Origin of the sequence: Pseudomonas vlassakiae (genome assembly GCF_014269035.2) — a bacterium.
GTDB classification, from domain to species: Bacteria; Pseudomonadota; Gammaproteobacteria; order Pseudomonadales; family Pseudomonadaceae; genus Aquipseudomonas; species Aquipseudomonas vlassakiae.
Genome location: NZ_JABWRP020000003.1, coordinates 202,059 through 216,376 on the forward strand (window position 1 = coordinate 202,059; position 14,318 = coordinate 216,376).

Annotated in this window: 13 protein-coding genes; 5 read left to right on the top strand and 8 right to left on the bottom strand. The window is 62.1% G+C overall.

Annotation, left to right across the window (positions count from 1 at the left end; genetic code table 11):
• Positions 1–52 precede the first annotated feature (52 nt).
• Together hexR and HU738_RS05205 are read left to right on the top strand one after the other, a co-directional pair.
• Complete coding sequence (gene hexR / locus HU738_RS05200; protein WP_027917078.1) at positions 53–919, top strand: transcriptional regulator HexR; 867 nt, start codon at positions 53–55, stop codon at positions 917–919.
• A gap of 112 nt (positions 920–1,031) precedes the next feature.
• Positions 1,032–1,250, top strand: coding sequence for a PA3496 family putative envelope integrity protein (locus HU738_RS05205; RefSeq protein WP_099814992.1), 219 nt, complete (start codon positions 1,032–1,034; stop codon positions 1,248–1,250).
• Here HU738_RS05205 and HU738_RS05210 read toward each other — a convergent pair.
• The gene (locus tag HU738_RS05210; RefSeq protein WP_176508572.1) at positions 1,192–2,139 is read right to left on the bottom strand and encodes a LysR family transcriptional regulator; all 948 of its coding nucleotides are present in this window, start codon (positions 2,137–2,139) and stop codon (positions 1,192–1,194) included. The genes HU738_RS05205 and HU738_RS05210 overlap by 59 nt on opposite strands.
• A gap of 204 nt (positions 2,140–2,343) precedes the next feature.
• Between HU738_RS05210 and HU738_RS05215 the strand changes: the two genes are divergently transcribed.
• Together HU738_RS05215 and oadA are read left to right on the top strand one after the other, a co-directional pair.
• Positions 2,344–3,759, top strand: coding sequence for an acetyl-CoA carboxylase biotin carboxylase subunit (locus HU738_RS05215; RefSeq protein WP_054884776.1), 1,416 nt, complete (start codon positions 2,344–2,346; stop codon positions 3,757–3,759).
• A gap of 12 nt (positions 3,760–3,771) precedes the next feature.
• Positions 3,772–5,580: a sodium-extruding oxaloacetate decarboxylase subunit alpha gene (oadA, locus tag HU738_RS05220; RefSeq protein WP_054884775.1), complete on the top strand. Its 1,809-nt coding sequence runs from the start codon at positions 3,772–3,774 to the stop codon at positions 5,578–5,580.
• 290 nt (positions 5,581–5,870) lie between these two features.
• On the opposite strand, the gene HU738_RS05225 is transcribed toward oadA, so the two are convergent.
• From HU738_RS05225 to HU738_RS05235, 3 genes are read right to left on the bottom strand one after another with little or no spacing between them, the layout of a single operon-like run.
• Positions 5,871–6,542, bottom strand: a complete 672-nt coding sequence (locus tag HU738_RS05225; protein ID WP_186601506.1) for a GNAT family N-acetyltransferase — start codon at positions 6,540–6,542, stop codon at positions 5,871–5,873.
• A gap of 5 nt (positions 6,543–6,547) precedes the next feature.
• A complete protein-coding gene (locus tag HU738_RS05230; RefSeq protein WP_176508528.1) occupies positions 6,548–6,994 on the bottom strand; it encodes a GNAT family N-acetyltransferase in 447 nt (148 codons plus the stop codon).
• A 12-nt stretch (positions 6,995–7,006) separates the two neighbouring features.
• Positions 7,007–7,636 (bottom strand): FMN-binding negative transcriptional regulator, encoded by a 630-nt coding sequence (locus HU738_RS05235; protein WP_186601505.1) that lies wholly within the window; start codon positions 7,634–7,636, stop codon positions 7,007–7,009.
• A gap of 90 nt (positions 7,637–7,726) precedes the next feature.
• Here HU738_RS05235 and pdxR point away from each other — a divergent pair, with 90 nt between their 5' ends.
• The gene (gene pdxR / locus HU738_RS05240; protein ID WP_186601504.1) at positions 7,727–9,256 is read left to right on the top strand and encodes a MocR-like pyridoxine biosynthesis transcription factor PdxR; all 1,530 of its coding nucleotides are present in this window, start codon (positions 7,727–7,729) and stop codon (positions 9,254–9,256) included.
• 33 nt (positions 9,257–9,289) lie between these two features.
• On the opposite strand, the gene HU738_RS05245 is transcribed toward pdxR, so the two are convergent.
• The 4 genes from HU738_RS05245 to aspA all read right to left on the bottom strand — a co-directional run bounded on the left by HU738_RS05245 (position 9,290) and on the right by aspA (position 14,160).
• Positions 9,290–10,393, bottom strand: coding sequence for a polyamine ABC transporter substrate-binding protein (locus HU738_RS05245; protein ID WP_186601503.1), 1,104 nt, complete (start codon positions 10,391–10,393; stop codon positions 9,290–9,292).
• Positions 10,394–10,395: 2 nt separating this feature from the next.
• On the bottom strand, positions 10,396–11,436 hold the full coding sequence (locus tag HU738_RS05250) for a histone deacetylase family protein (RefSeq protein ID WP_186601502.1): 1,041 nt from the start codon (positions 11,434–11,436) through the stop codon (positions 10,396–10,398).
• A gap of 126 nt (positions 11,437–11,562) precedes the next feature.
• Positions 11,563–12,555: an AraC family transcriptional regulator gene (locus HU738_RS05255; protein ID WP_176508523.1), complete on the bottom strand. Its 993-nt coding sequence runs from the start codon at positions 12,553–12,555 to the stop codon at positions 11,563–11,565.
• A gap of 180 nt (positions 12,556–12,735) precedes the next feature.
• On the bottom strand, positions 12,736–14,160 hold the full coding sequence (aspA, locus tag HU738_RS05260; RefSeq protein ID WP_027917067.1) for an aspartate ammonia-lyase: 1,425 nt from the start codon (positions 14,158–14,160) through the stop codon (positions 12,736–12,738).
• Positions 14,161–14,318: the final 158 nt, after the last annotated feature.

The following is a 14,318-nucleotide window of genomic DNA, read 5'->3' on the forward strand; positions in this document are numbered from 1 at the left end:
TAACTACAAGAAAGCTACATCCCGGCCAGCCGATCATAACCGAGTCCAGCCCGTGAATCTGTTGCAACATATCGCCCAATCGCGCCACTTGCTGCGCAAATCGGAACTCAAAGTGGCCGACCACGTGCTGCTCGACCCGGCTGCCGTGATGCACAGTTCCATGGCCGACCTGGCGCACAGCGTGGGTATCAGTGAGCCGACCATTGTGCGCTTCTGCCGGGCGATCGGTTGTTCGGGCTTCCAGGATCTCAAGCTCAAGCTGGCCCAGAGTCTGGCGGCGGGCGCCAGTTTCGGCCAGTTCGCGATTCATGAAGACGACTCGGTTGCCGATTACAGCCTGAAGATCTTCGACACCACTCTGCACACGCTGATGGAAGTCCGAGAGCACCTGGACCCACAGGCCTTGCAGCAGGCCGTGAGTGCCATGGCTCAGGCACAACGCGTGGAGTTCTATGGCTTTGGTGCGTCCGGCGCAGTAGCCGCCGACGCCCAGCACAAGTTCTTCCGCCTGCTGCTCAGCGCCGCGGCCTACTCCGACCCGCACATGCAGGCCATGTCGGCGGTGACGTTGAAACCGGGTGACGTGGCGGTGTGCATCTCCCAGTCGGGGCGTTCCAAGGACCTGCTGATCACCGCCAATCTGGTGCGTGAAAGTGGTGCCAACCTGATCACGTTGTGCCCAAGCGCGACGCCCCTGGCGGAGCTGTCGACGGTCAACCTGGCGATCGATGTCCATGAAGATACCGAAATCTACACCCCGCTGACCTCGCGTATCGCTCACCTGGTGGTGATCGACGTGCTGGCCATGGGCGTGGCGATGGCCCGTGGACCAAGCCTGGTCAATCACCTCAAGAGCGTGAAACGCAGCTTGCGCAGCCTGCGTTTGTCGCCCAAGTCGATCAAGGCTACCGACGACTGATAGCGGCCTGTACGGGCAAAGCAGATTTCACTGTTTTGTCACCGATCCACAGCCAAACCGTAAACCTTCAGGGCCAGTCTGAAACTCCCGCATCCTATCTGGGAGACAGGCAATGGCTCGTGACTTCGACGGTACGTATCAACCCAGCGCCAAGGCTCGCAAGCAGCAGGAAAAAGATCAGCGCCGCATGGAATACCGCCGCGCAATCGAGAGCTATTGCGACCAACGTCAACTGCTACGCGATCTTGCCGACTATCCCGAGCTGCAAGCGCTCACGGTGTGGCAGGCATCGGCGGCAACTTTCCCGAAAAGCGCTCAACCAGTGCGCTGATCAGTGCACGTTCGCTACGGATGAACGCCAGAAACGCCAAGGCCACCGGCGACTGTCGCTTGGCCTTGGCCTGCACCACACACCAGCTGCGGTACAGCGGCAACTCCTCGACCGGCAGCTCCCTGAGTACCCCCGTGGCCAGCTCCAGGTTTACGGCATGGCGGGTCAACAGGGCAATGCCCAGGCCGGCGATCACGCATTCGCGCTGGGCATCGGCTGACGCGACTTCCAGGGTCTGGGTGAAGTGCACGCGCTTGTCCTTGAAGTACTCTTCGCAAGCCTTGCGGGTCCCCGAACCCTGTTCGCGGACCAGCAGAGTATGAGGCTCCAGGTCTTGCAAGCGCAGGTGCTCGAGCTTGCACAGCGGGTGTTCCGGCGGGGCCACGGCAATGATCGGGTTATTCAGAAACGGCAGAAACTCCAACCCCATGTCCTGCGGCACCATCGACATGATGATCAGGTCGTCGCGGTTGTCGGAAAGGCGCCGGATCGCCTGGGCACGGTTGACCACCGTGAGGGTGAGGTTGACCTCCGGGTGACGCTGCTTGAAGGCGGCGAACAGGTGTGGCACGAAGTACTTGGCACTGGACTCGATCGCCAGTTTCAGCTGCCCCTGCAGTGAGCCCTGCATGTCCGATAGCTGCATGTCGAGGCTTTCCAGCCGCCCGAAAATGTCGCGGCTGGCCCGTTGCAGGGCCTCGGCGGCTTCGGTCAGGTAAAGCTTCTTGCCGACGTACTCGAACAGCGGTTGGCCGATTAGCTCTTCGAGCTGGCGGATCTGTAGACTAACGGCGGGTTGCGTCAGTGCCATCTCTTCCGCCGCGCGGCTGTAGGAGCGCAAATCGCATACCTCATTGAAGATCTGCAATTGGCGCAATGTCATACGCATCAAGGACTTACGCATTTTTATTAGCTCTTCGGCAATACCTTGTTACCGAACTATAAGCTTTTGCTAATACAGCCCCTAACAAATATTGATTTTTGTTTATCGACCTTCGGCGCTAGGGTGAATGTGCGACTGGCCAGCAACCTCTGGTCACGCGCCGACCGGTACAACCGGATCGTCTGTTCCTACGGCTTTGGGAAGACTCCAGTGATAAAAAAAATCCTGATCGCCAACCGGGGTGAAATCGCAGTTCGGATCGTGCGTGCCTGCGCCGAGATGGGCATTCGCTCTGTCGCGATCTATTCCGACGCCGACCGCCACGCCTTGCATGTCAAGCGCGCCGACGAGGCCTACAGCATTGGCGCCGAGCCACTGGCCGGTTACCTGAACCCGCGCAAGCTGGTCAACCTGGCTGTGGAAACCGGCTGTGATGCCCTGCACCCGGGTTACGGTTTCCTCTCGGAAAACGCCGAACTGGCAGAGATCTGCGCCGAGCGCGGGATCAAGTTCATCGGCCCGGCCGCCGACGTCATCCGCCGCATGGGCGACAAGACCGAAGCGCGTCGCACCATGATCCAGGCCGGTGTACCGGTAACCCCCGGCACCGAAGGCAACGTCGCCGATATTCATGAAGCCCTGAGCGAAGGTGACCGTATCGGTTACCCGGTGATGCTCAAGGCCACTTCTGGCGGTGGCGGCCGTGGTATCCGCCGCTGCAACAGCCGTGAAGAGCTGGAACAGAACTTCCCACGGGTGATTTCCGAAGCCACCAAGGCCTTCGGTTCGGCCGAAGTGTTTCTGGAAAAATGCATCGTCAACCCCAAGCACATCGAGGCGCAGATCCTCGGCGACAGCTTCGGCAACGTCGTGCACCTGTTCGAGCGTGACTGCTCGATCCAGCGCCGCAACCAGAAGTTGATCGAAATCGCCCCGAGCCCACAGCTCACCCCTGAGCAGCGCGCCTACATCGGCGACCTGGCGGTGCGTGCGGCCAAAGCAGTGAACTATGAGAACGCCGGTACCGTGGAGTTCCTGCTCGCCGATGGCGAGGTGTACTTCATGGAGATGAACACCCGGGTGCAGGTGGAGCACACCATCACCGAGGAAATCACCGGTATCGACATTGTCCGCGAGCAGATCCGCATCGCTTCGGGCCTGCCGCTGTCGGTGAAACAGGAAGACATCCAGCACCGTGGCTACGCGTTGCAGTTCCGCATCAACGCCGAAGACCCGAAGAACAACTTCCTGCCCAGCTTCGGCAAGATCACCCGCTACTACGCCCCGGGTGGCCCGGGCGTGCGCACCGACACGGCGATCTACACCGGCTATACCATTCCGCCGTTCTACGACTCCATGTGCCTGAAGCTGGTGGTCTGGGCGTTGACCTGGGAAGAAGCCATGGACCGCGGCCTGCGGGCCCTGGATGACATGCGCGTGCAAGGGGTGAAGACCACGGCCGCGTACTACCAGGAAATCCTGCGCAATCCGGAGTTCCGTAGCGGCCAGTTCAATACCAGCTTCGTCGAAAGCCACCCGGAACTGACCAACTATTCGATCAAGCGCAAACCCGAAGAGCTGGCCCTGGCCATCGCCGCCGCCATCGCCGCCCACGCAGGCCTGTGAGGAATCCCCATAATGTCCAAGAAAATTCACGTAACCGACACGATCCTGCGCGACGCCCACCAGTCTCTGCTGGCTACCCGTATGCGTACCGAAGACATGCTGCCGATCTGTGACAAGCTCGACAAGGTCGGCTACTGGTCGCTGGAAGTCTGGGGTGGCGCCACCTTCGACGCCTGCGTGCGCTTCCTCAAGGAAGACCCGTGGGAGCGCCTGCGCAAACTGCGTGCGGCCCTGCCCAACACTCGCCTGCAAATGCTCCTGCGCGGCCAGAACCTGCTGGGCTACCGTCACTACAGCGACGATGTGGTCAAGGCCTTCGTCGCCAAGGCTGCGGTCAACGGCATCGATGTTTTCCGCATCTTCGACGCCATGAACGACGTGCGTAACCTGCGCGTGGCCATCGAAGCGGTGAAGGCTGCCGGCAAGCACGCGCAGGGCACCATCGCCTACACCGTCAGCCCCGTGCACACCATCGACGCCTTCGTCGCCCAGGCCAAGCAGATGGAAGCCATGGGTTGCGACTCGGTTGCGATCAAGGACATGGCCGGCCTGCTGACACCGTTCGCCACCGGTGAGCTGGTCAGGGCGCTGAAGGCCGAGCAGTCGCTGCCGGTGTTCATCCATTCCCACGACACCGCCGGCCTGGCCGCCATGTGCCAGCTCAAGGCCGTGGAAAACGGTGCCGATCACATCGATACCGCGATCTCCAGCTTTGCCTGGGGCACCAGCCATCCCGGCACCGAGTCGATGGTCGCCGCGCTCAAGGGCAGCGAGTTCGACACCGGCCTTGACCTGGAGCTGCTGCAGGAAATCGGCCTGTACTTCTACGCGGTGCGCAAGAAATACCATCAGTTCGAGAGCGAGTTCACCGCCGTGGACACCCGCGTGCAGGTCAACCAGGTGCCGGGCGGGATGATTTCCAACCTGGCCAACCAGCTCAAGGAGCAGGGCGCGCTCAGCCGCATGAACGAAGTGCTGGCAGAGATCCCGCGGGTGCGTGAAGACCTCGGCTTCCCACCGCTGGTGACGCCGACCTCGCAGATCGTCGGTACTCAGGCATTCTTCAACGTGCTGGCCGGTGAGCGCTACAAGACCATCACCAACGAGGTGAAGTTGTACCTGCAAGGCGGTTACGGCAAGGCGCCGGGCGTGATCAACGAGCAACTGCGCCGTCAGGCCATCGGTAACGAAGAAATCATCGACGTGCGCCCGGCAGACCTGCTCAAGCCAGAGATGGCCAAGCTGCGCAGCGATATCGGTGCCTTGGCCCGTTGCGAAGAAGACGTGCTGACCTACGCCATGTTCCCGGACATCGGTCGCAAGTTCCTCGAGGAACGTGAAGCCGGCACCCTGACCCCCGAAGCCCTGCTGCCGATTCCTGAGGCCGGTGCCGTGGCGTCCCATGGCGGTGAAGGGGTGCCGACCGAGTTCGTCATCGACGTCCACGGGGAGACCTACCGCGTCGACATCACCGGCGTGGGCGTCAAGGCCGAAGGCAAGCGTCACTTCTACCTGTCGATCGACGGCATGCCGGAAGAAGTGGTGTTCGAGCCGCTCAACGAGTTTGTCGGCGGTGGCAGCAGCAAGCGCAAGCAGGCCAGTGCGCCGGGCCACGTCAGCACCACCATGCCGGGCAACATCGTCGATGTGCTGGTCAAGGAAGGCGACGTGGTCAAGGCCGGCCAGGCCGTGCTGATCACCGAAGCGATGAAGATGGAGACCGAAGTGCAGGCGGCCATCGCCGGCAAGGTCGTGGCCATCCACGTGGCCAAGGGTGATCGCGTGACGCCGGGCGAGATCCTGATCGAGATCGAAGGCTGAGATAAGCCTTCATCTACAAGCGGTTTACCTCTGGGGAGCGGGTGCTCCCCTTTTTTATGGTTCGCCACAGCATTTTTAGCTTCGGTGAGATCGAGCGCCGCCCGCGCGGCGCTTGGTTTACGCCCCACTCAAATCTCAAGACTGGCGCCTATCGGCCTTCACGCCGATAACGAAAGTACCGTGATATGCATTAAATTGCAGATAAGGTCCGCTATCTAGCCTTCAATGTGCAATAAATTGCATATTCGTGACGTTGAGCCCTCGGACATCGGAGGTAGAAAACAACTACCTCATTTATTGCGGCAAGCCTCCAATGTATCAATCTGGCCTTCCGGCCTCTGATTTTCTGCGCTCAACCAGCGCTCGAACCCCGCCGCGATCTGCGGCCACTCATCATCGGTAATCGAATACCAAGCCGTATCCCGGTTATGGTCCTTCACCACCAGGTGCTTGCGGAACACCCCTTCGAACGTGAAGCCGAACCGCTCCGCCGCACGCTTGGAGCGGGCGTTGGCGTTGTTGCACTTCCACTCCAGCCTCCGGTTGCCCAGCTCGAAGCTCAATTTGCCCAGCAGGTAGACGGCCTCGGTGCTCTTGGGCGTGCGCTGCATGGGGGCGCCGAAGGCGATGTGGCCAATCTCGATTCGGCCGTGGTCGGGCACGATCGACATCAGGGTCAGTACGCCTTGGGCCTGGCCGCTGGCGCGGTCGATCACGCTGTAATACAGCGGGTCGTGGCCGGCGGCATTGCCTTGCAGCCAGCGGTCGAAGGCAGCGCGCTCGGTGAACGGGCCGTAGGGCAGGTAGTCCCACAGCACCGGGTCGGAACCCGGGCCTTGCAGGGCGGCCCAGAGGTCGTCGCCGTGACGCGCCGGGTCGAGTTTCTCCAGGCGGATGAAGCGGCCGTCGATGGGCTCGGCCTTGGGCGCTGCAGCGGGTTTCCAGTTCAGTGCGTCAGTCATGTGGCCTACAACCCTTTGCGGAATTGGATGAAGCCCGGGCGCTCGGCAACCTGTTGGTACAGGCTGATGGCGGTGGCGTTGGTTTCGTGGGTCAGCCAGTGCACCTTGATGCAGCCGGCGGCCTTGGCCGTGGCGTACACGTGCTCGATCAGCTGGCGGCCGATACCGAGGCCGCGCTGGCCGCTGTCGACGTAGAGGTCCTGCAGGTAGCAGGCGTTCTCGATGCTCCAGTTGGAACGATGGTAGATGAAGTTGACCATGCCCACGGCCTTGCCATCGACCCAGGCCAGGGTCGAATGGGTTGGCTCGTTAGGGTCGAGCAGGCGTTGCCAGGTGCTGAGGCTTACTTCTTCTGCCAGTTCGGTCTGGTAGAAGCGCAGGTAGGCTTGCCACAGTTCGAGCCAGGCGGCGTGGTCTTGTGCGCTGACGGGGCGCAGGGTAACGCTGGGCATTGGGCTTTTCCTTCAGAGTTGGCGCATGTGCGCCGCAAGTTGGTTGTCCAGGTAATCCGGGCTCGCACCCAGGCCTTCGCGCACGCCGGCGATATCCTCGGCCGAGCGGTTCTGGCTGAGCTTGCGCGCGCCTTGCAGGCGGGCAATGGGCAGGCGAATGCCGACAATGGCGCGGAGCATGCCCTCCAGATAGTCGGTGGGGGCGTCGGCGACTTTCCAGGGTGTGCTGCGGCCTTGTTCGTGAAGATCGGTCAGGCGGCTGACGATCTGTAGCAACGGTGCGGCTTCGTGGATCACTTGCGCAGTGCCGTAAGCATGCACGGCAAGGTAGTTCCAGGTCGGCACCACCTTGGGGTTTTCGGCCTTGCTCGGGTAATAGCTGGGGCTTACGTAGGCGTCGGCACCTGGGAACACCAGGAGTGCTTCGGCACCCTGCGCCACGTCCTGCCATTGGCGGTTAGCCCGCGCCAGGTGGGCATAAACGCAGCCGAACTCGCCCTCGTCGGTGTCGAGCAAAACTGGCAAGTGTGTGGCCAGCAGGCCCTGTTCACCGTGGCTGACCAGCACGGCCAGGCGGGTGTTGCGCATGTGCTGGTGCAAGCGCTCAAGGTCATGTTCCTGATGGGGTTTGCTGTTGTACATGCGCAGGGTCCTTGTTGAATGGCTCCATCCTAGGCAGGCTATTGGCTCTGGGTAAGAGCCATTAATGACTGTTTTGGTAGGTCCAATGCCATGAGCGAGCGTCCCTTCCTACTGCCTTTCGATCCTGCCGGTATCGTGCTCGATCGCCGCCGCGGGCTCAGTCAGCAGCTCTACGAGGCCTTGCGGGCACGGGTGCTGGATGGTCGTCTGAGCAGCGGTACCCGGTTGCCGGCTACGCGTGAGCTGGCGAGCGTGCTGGCGCTGTCGCGCAACAGCGTGGTGCGTGCCTATGACCAGTTGTATGCCGAGGGCTACATTGAAAGCCGGACAGGGGATGGCACGTATGTTAGCCACCTGCCAAAACTATCCACACAACTGTCCACAGGCTTATCCCAAGGCTTATCAACAGACTTATCCACATTTTGCCTGAATGATACTGAGGATTTATCCAGCAGCCAGCGTTTCAGCGAGCCGTTGGGACGGCTGAAAAATAACCATCTAGCGCCGCCCAGAAGCGGCGCACCCAGGGCATTTCGCGTCGGCATTCCGGCATTCGATTTGTTCCCGTTTGACGTGTGGGCCAAGCTGCAGGCGGGTTTCTGGCGTAATCCGTCGCATGCGAAGCTGGGTTATGGTGACCCCGCAGGTGAACCGGTACTTCGCGAGCTGATAGCCGCCTATCTGCGCCGTTCGCGCGGTCTCTCCTGCTCGGCTGAACAAATTGTGATCACCAGTGGTGCGCAACAGGCCATCAGCCTTTGTGCACAGTTGTTGTTGCAGTCGGGCGACCGCGTGGCTGTGGAAAACCCGGGATATCGAGCCGCCGGGCATGCTTTTGCCGTGGCCGGCGCCAAGGTGGCCGGGGTACCGGTGGACGAGGATGGCCTGGACTGCCAGCGCCTGGAGCAATTGGAGGATTGTCGACTGGCCTATGTCACCCCGGCGCACCAGTACCCGACCGGCGTGACCATGAGCCTGCCCCGGCGCCTGGCTTTGCTGGCCTGGGCCGAGCGCAACGATGGCTGGATCATCGAGGATGACTACGACGGCGAGTACCGCTACAGCGGCGCACCGTTGACCCCGCTGGCAGCGCTCGACCGCCAGGGGCGGGTGCTGTACGTCGGTACCTTCGGCAAGATCGCCTTCCCGGCTCTGCGCCTGGGGTATATGGTGCTGCCGCCAGCGCTGGTGCAGGCGTTCAGCCAGGGCCGGGCGCTGGCAGTGCGGCATTCCGAGGTGGGCACCCAGTGCGTGATGGCCGAATTCATGGCTCAAGGGCACTTCCAGCGCCATATCCGGCGCATGCGCAAGGCGGCGCTGAGCCGGCGCAATGTGCTCAAGGCCGGGTGGCCGTTGGATGTACCCGGGCTTGGTGCGATGCCCGAGGTGGCGGCGGGGCTGCATGTGAAGGTGGATGTGGATGACGTTGCGCGGGAGCAGGCGTTGGTGGCCAGGGCTGAAGCGGTGGGGGTGGAGGTGAATCCGCTGAGCAGTTACTGGCTTGAGGACAGCGAGGTGCCTGTGGATAAGCGGGCAGGGCTGGTGTTGGGGTTTGCGGCGGTACCTGAAGGGCAGATTGCCGAGGCTTTATTGAAATTGCGTAAGGCCTGGAAAAGGTGAATGGGGCTGCAAAGCAGCCCCCCCGGCTCTACATCAGGTGCCGGATTTGATCCGGGTCCAGGCGCGTGTCCGCGCCCGTTCAGCCTCACGCGTCAACGGTTTGAGGGTATACAGCTTGGCCATCGCCTCCGCCGTCGGGTACAGGTTCGGGTTGTTGCGGATCGTCGGGCTGACCTTGTCGGTGGCATCCTTGTTCGGGTTCGGATAACCGACAAAATCACTGATCGGCGCGATCACCTCAGGCCGCAGCAGGTAGTTGATGAACGCGTGGGCGTCCTCCGGATTCGCTGCATTCTTGGGGATTGCCAGCATGTCGAACCAGATAGGTGCACCTTCCTTGGGCAGGCGCATGTCCACCACCACACCATTCTTCGCATCCTTCGCGCGGTTGGCAGCCTGCGAGAAGCTGCCGCTGTAGCCTACTGCCACGCAGATATCGCCATTGGCGATGTCGGCCATGTACTTCGAGGAATGGAAGTAGGTGATGTAAGGGCGGATCTTCAGCAGCAAGGCTTCGGCCTTCTTGTAGTCGTCCGGCTTGTCGCTGTTGGGTGGCAGACCCAGGTGCTGCAAGGCCAGCGGCAGGATCTCCGACGGCGAGTCGAGCAGTGCGACGCCGCACTGTTTCAGCTTGGCGATGTTCTCTTCCTTGAAGATCAGGTCCCAGCTGTCGACCGGGGCTTGGTCACCGAGCGCGGCCTTGACCTTGTCCGGGTTGAAACCGATCAGGATGGTGCCGTACATGTACGGCACGGCGAACTTGTTGCCCGGGTCGTTGGCTTCGATCAGCTTCATCAGCGCCGGGTCCAGGTGTTGCCAGTTCGGCAGCTTGCTGCGGTCCAGCGGCTGGAACACCCCGGCCTCGATCTGCTTGGCGAGGAACACGTTGGACGGCACGACCACGTCATAGCCGGAGTTGCCGGTGAGCAGCTTGGCCTCGAGCGCTTCGTTGGTGTCGAAGATGTCGTAGATCAGCTTGACGCCACTGTCCTTCTGGAAGTCGCTCAAGGTCTGCGGGGTGATGTAATCGAACCAGTTAAACACACGCAGGGTGCGCTGCTCGGCTTGAGCGTGCAGGGCACCGGTGAACAGGGTGGCAGCGATGAACGGGGCGAGCAGACGCTTGAGTCGAACCATGGTCAGGCTCCTGGCTGGGCGCGCTGGAAGCCTTCCAGCACATTGACTGCGTTGATACCGATTTCTTCCACAGCGTAGCCACCTTCCATCACGAACAGGGTGGGCTTGCCGAGCTGGGCGATGCGCTTGCCCATCTCCAGGTAATCCGGGCTGTCCAGCTTGAACTGGGAGATCGGGTCGTCTTTGAAGGTGTCCACGCCCAGGGAGACCACCAGCACGTCGGCGTCATAGGCGGCGATGCGTTGGCAGGCGTCTTCCAGTGCGGCGCTCCAGGCTGCCCAGTCACTGCCGGCGGGCAGCGGGTAATTGATGTTGCAGCCTTCGCCTGCGCCTTCACCGGTTTCGTCGGCATAGCCGAGGAAGAACGGGAATTCATCCTGGGGGTCGCCGTGGATCGAGGCGAAGAATACGTCGTTGCGCTGATAGAAGATGTCCTGGGTGCCGTTGCCGTGGTGGTAGTCGACATCGAGGATGGCCACCTTGGCGCGGCCCTGGTCAAGGAAGGCCTGGGCGGCAATCGCAGCATTGTTCAGGTAGCAGTAGCCGCCCATGACTTCAGCAGCGGCGTGGTGCCCTGGTGGGCGGCACAAAGCGAAGGCCGAGTGAGCACCTTGCTCGATGGCAGCCTGGGCGGTCAGGGCGACCTGCGCGGCACTGTAGGCGGCTTGCCACGTACCCGCGGTGATCGGCGCGCCGGCGTCGAAGCTGTAGTAGCCCAGTTCGCCATGCAGGCCGGTTGGCTTGACCTGGCGCAGGGTGCGTGCCGGCCAGGTGAAGGGCAGCAGGTCACCGTCGTGACCGAGCGCGGCCCAGCGCGCCCAGGCGCCTTGGAAGAAGTCGAGATAGTCGGCGCTGTGAATGCGCTGCAACGGCGCACGGCCGAAATCAGTTGGCCCCTGGACATCGCCGAGGTTGCGCTTTTTCACTTGTTCGAGGACATGATCGGCGCGCGAGGGCATTTCGAAGCAAGGCATCAGCTTGCCGTCGATCAGCTCGCAGCGGCCGTGGTGCAGGCGGTGATCATCGGAATAGATCGTCAGCATTTGTTGTTCTCCGGGTACTGGCGTGGGCCTATTTTCACGGGCGGCCCGCTGGCGGAAAACGACGCAAACGGCCAAAAGGGGATCGATGTGGCCAAGCTCGTTGGCCTGCACTGGCCTCTTCGCGAGTCAACCGCGGAAGTGGCTGGGCGCGACGCCGCTCCAACGCTGGAAAGCATGGCGGAAACTTGCGGTCTCGCTGAACCCCAGGGTTTCGGCAATCCGGTAGATCGGCATCTGTTCATCGGCCAGCAACTGCTTGGCACGATCGAAGCGCAGCTCATCGAGCAGTTGTTGATAACTGCAGCCCAGCGCCTGCAGATGCCGGCGCAAGGTGCGCGAGGAACAGTTCATCTGCCGCGCCAGGCCCTCCAGGCCCGGCGCCGCATCCAGTTGCTGCAGCAAAAGCTGGCGGATGCGCCCAAGCCAGGCCTGGCGCCCGGTGAATTCAAGGTTCAGGCGCCGGCAGCGCTCACTCATGGCCTTGTGGGTAATCGGGTCGGCCAGCGGCAATGGCATGTCCAGCCAGCGCCGTTCGAAGGCAAAGGCGTTGTCCTCTGCGTCGAAGGCCAATGGGCACTGGAAGGCGCCGCTGTAGAGGCTGTGGTAGCCGGGCCGTGTGTGCTCGAAGCGGGCGCCGAGTAGCGGCAGCGTGCGACCAAGCAGGTCATCACAGATCACTTTCAGCGACACCAGGCAGAACTCGGCATTGAAGGCGGCGAGGGCCGGACTGTCGTGGTATTCGCTGGCGCTGAACCAGACGCGCTGGCCATCGTCGACCAGGCGCAGCTTGAAGACTGTTCCCAGCAGTGCCGGGTAATGCAGGGCCAGGCGCAGGGCGTCACCCAAAGTGGCACTGGAGAGCAGGGCGTAACCGAGCATCCCGTAGCACGACACATGCATGCGCCGCCCCAGCTCCAGGCCGATCTCTTCACGCCGGGCCACGGCATTGGCGCACACCTGCAACTCTTGCTGGGTGGTGATGCGTGCGTCGCTATGGCCCAGGTCGGCCGGGCCTATGCCGCTGCCGGCGAGCAACGCCGTCGCCTCGCATCCTTGCTCCTGGAACAGGTTGAGGATCAGCGAAACCGCATTGAGGGTGGTCAGGTGGCTGTGCAGCATGCTCGGTCATCCCGTGGGCCTGGGGGACATTATGGAGCAAGTAGCGTGCCGATACCGGCGCTGCAAACTGGCGCGCCATGCATGAGGCAAAAAAAAGGCCCGGAGCGTGCGCTCGGGCCTTTGAAAGGTTGAGAGGTGTCTAGTCCCTCGACCTGGTGAGACTGTATGCAGGGGCCTGGGTTACGCCTTCAGCGGGACCAGACGTGGAGCGATCATGTTTTCCGGACGCAGGATGTCGTCGAGCATCGCGTCGTCCAGCAGCTTCTCTTCACGCACCAGTTCCAGTACGCCGCGGCCGGTTTCCAGGGCAACGCGGGCGATACGGGTGGCGTTTTCGTAGCCGATGTACGGGTTCAGGGCGGTGACCAGGCCGATCGAGTGCTCGACCAGTTCACGGCAGCGCTGTTCGTTGGCGGTGATGCCGACGATGCAGTGCTCGCGCAGCATGTCCATGGCGCGCTGGAGCAGGCGGATCGAGTCGAAGATCTTGTAGGCGATCAGCGGCTCCATCACGTTCAGCTGCAGCTGGCCACCTTCGGCGGCGACGGTCAGGGCCAGGTCGTTGCCCATGATGGCGAAAGCGACTTGGTTGACGGCTTCCGGGATGACCGGGTTGACCTTGCCTGGCATGATCGAGCTGCCTGGCTGACGCGCTGGCAGGTTGATCTCGTTGATGCCGGTGCGTGGGCCGCTGGACAGCAGGCGCAGGTCGTTGCAGATTTTCGACAGCTTGACCGCGGTACGCTTGAGCATGCCGGAGAACAGCACGAAAGCACCCATGTCGGAAGTCGCTTCGATCAGGTCGGCAGCCGGTACCAGAGGCTGGCCGCTGATAGTGGCCAGGCGTTGTACGGCCAGGGCCTGGTAGCCCGGGTCGGCGTTGATGCCGGTACCGATGGCAGTACCGCCCAGGTTGATTTCGGTCAGCAGTTCCGGCGCCAGCGAGCGCAGGCGCTGCAGGTCTTCGGTCATGGTGGTGGCGAAGGCGCGGAATTCCTGGCCCAGGGTCATCGGCACGGCGTCCTGCAGCTGGGTGCGGCCCATCTTCAGTACGTGGTCGAATTCCTTGCCTTTGGCAGCGAAGGCCTGGATCAGGCTGTCGAGGCTGGCCAGCAGGGCATCGTGACCCAGCAGCAGGCCCAGGCGGATGGCAGTCGGGTAGGCGTCGTTGGTCGACTGCGCCATGTTCACGTCGTTGTTCGGGTGCAGGTACTGGTATTCACCCTTCTGGTGGCCCATGGCCTCCAGCGCGACGTTGGCGATGACTTCGTTCGCGTTCATGTTGGTGGAAGTACCGGCACCACCCTGGATCATGTCCACCACGAACTGGTCGTGGTAATCGCCTTTGATCAGGCGGGCGCAGGCTGCACTGATGGCCGCGTGCTTGGCATCGCTCAGGTGACCCAGCTCACGGTTGGCGTCGGCAGCAGCCTGCTTGACCATGGCCAGGGCCACGACCAGCTTCGGGTAGTGCGACAGCGGAACACCGGAGAGGTGGAAGTTGTTGGCAGCGCGCAGGGTCTGGATGCCGTAGTAGGCATCGGCAGGGACTTCAAGGGTACCAAGCAGATCTTTTTCGACGCGGAACGATGCAGCGGAGGACATGATGGATATCATCTCGATTTTGACCCGGCACCTGCCGGAATGGCGGCAATCCTAGGCCTGAAGGGGATTTTGCGGCCAATGCTGTTGCACGCTAACCTATGCACAAACGGCATAGTGTTTCATGTGACGCCAATTGACATTCGAGCGTGTTCCATTTT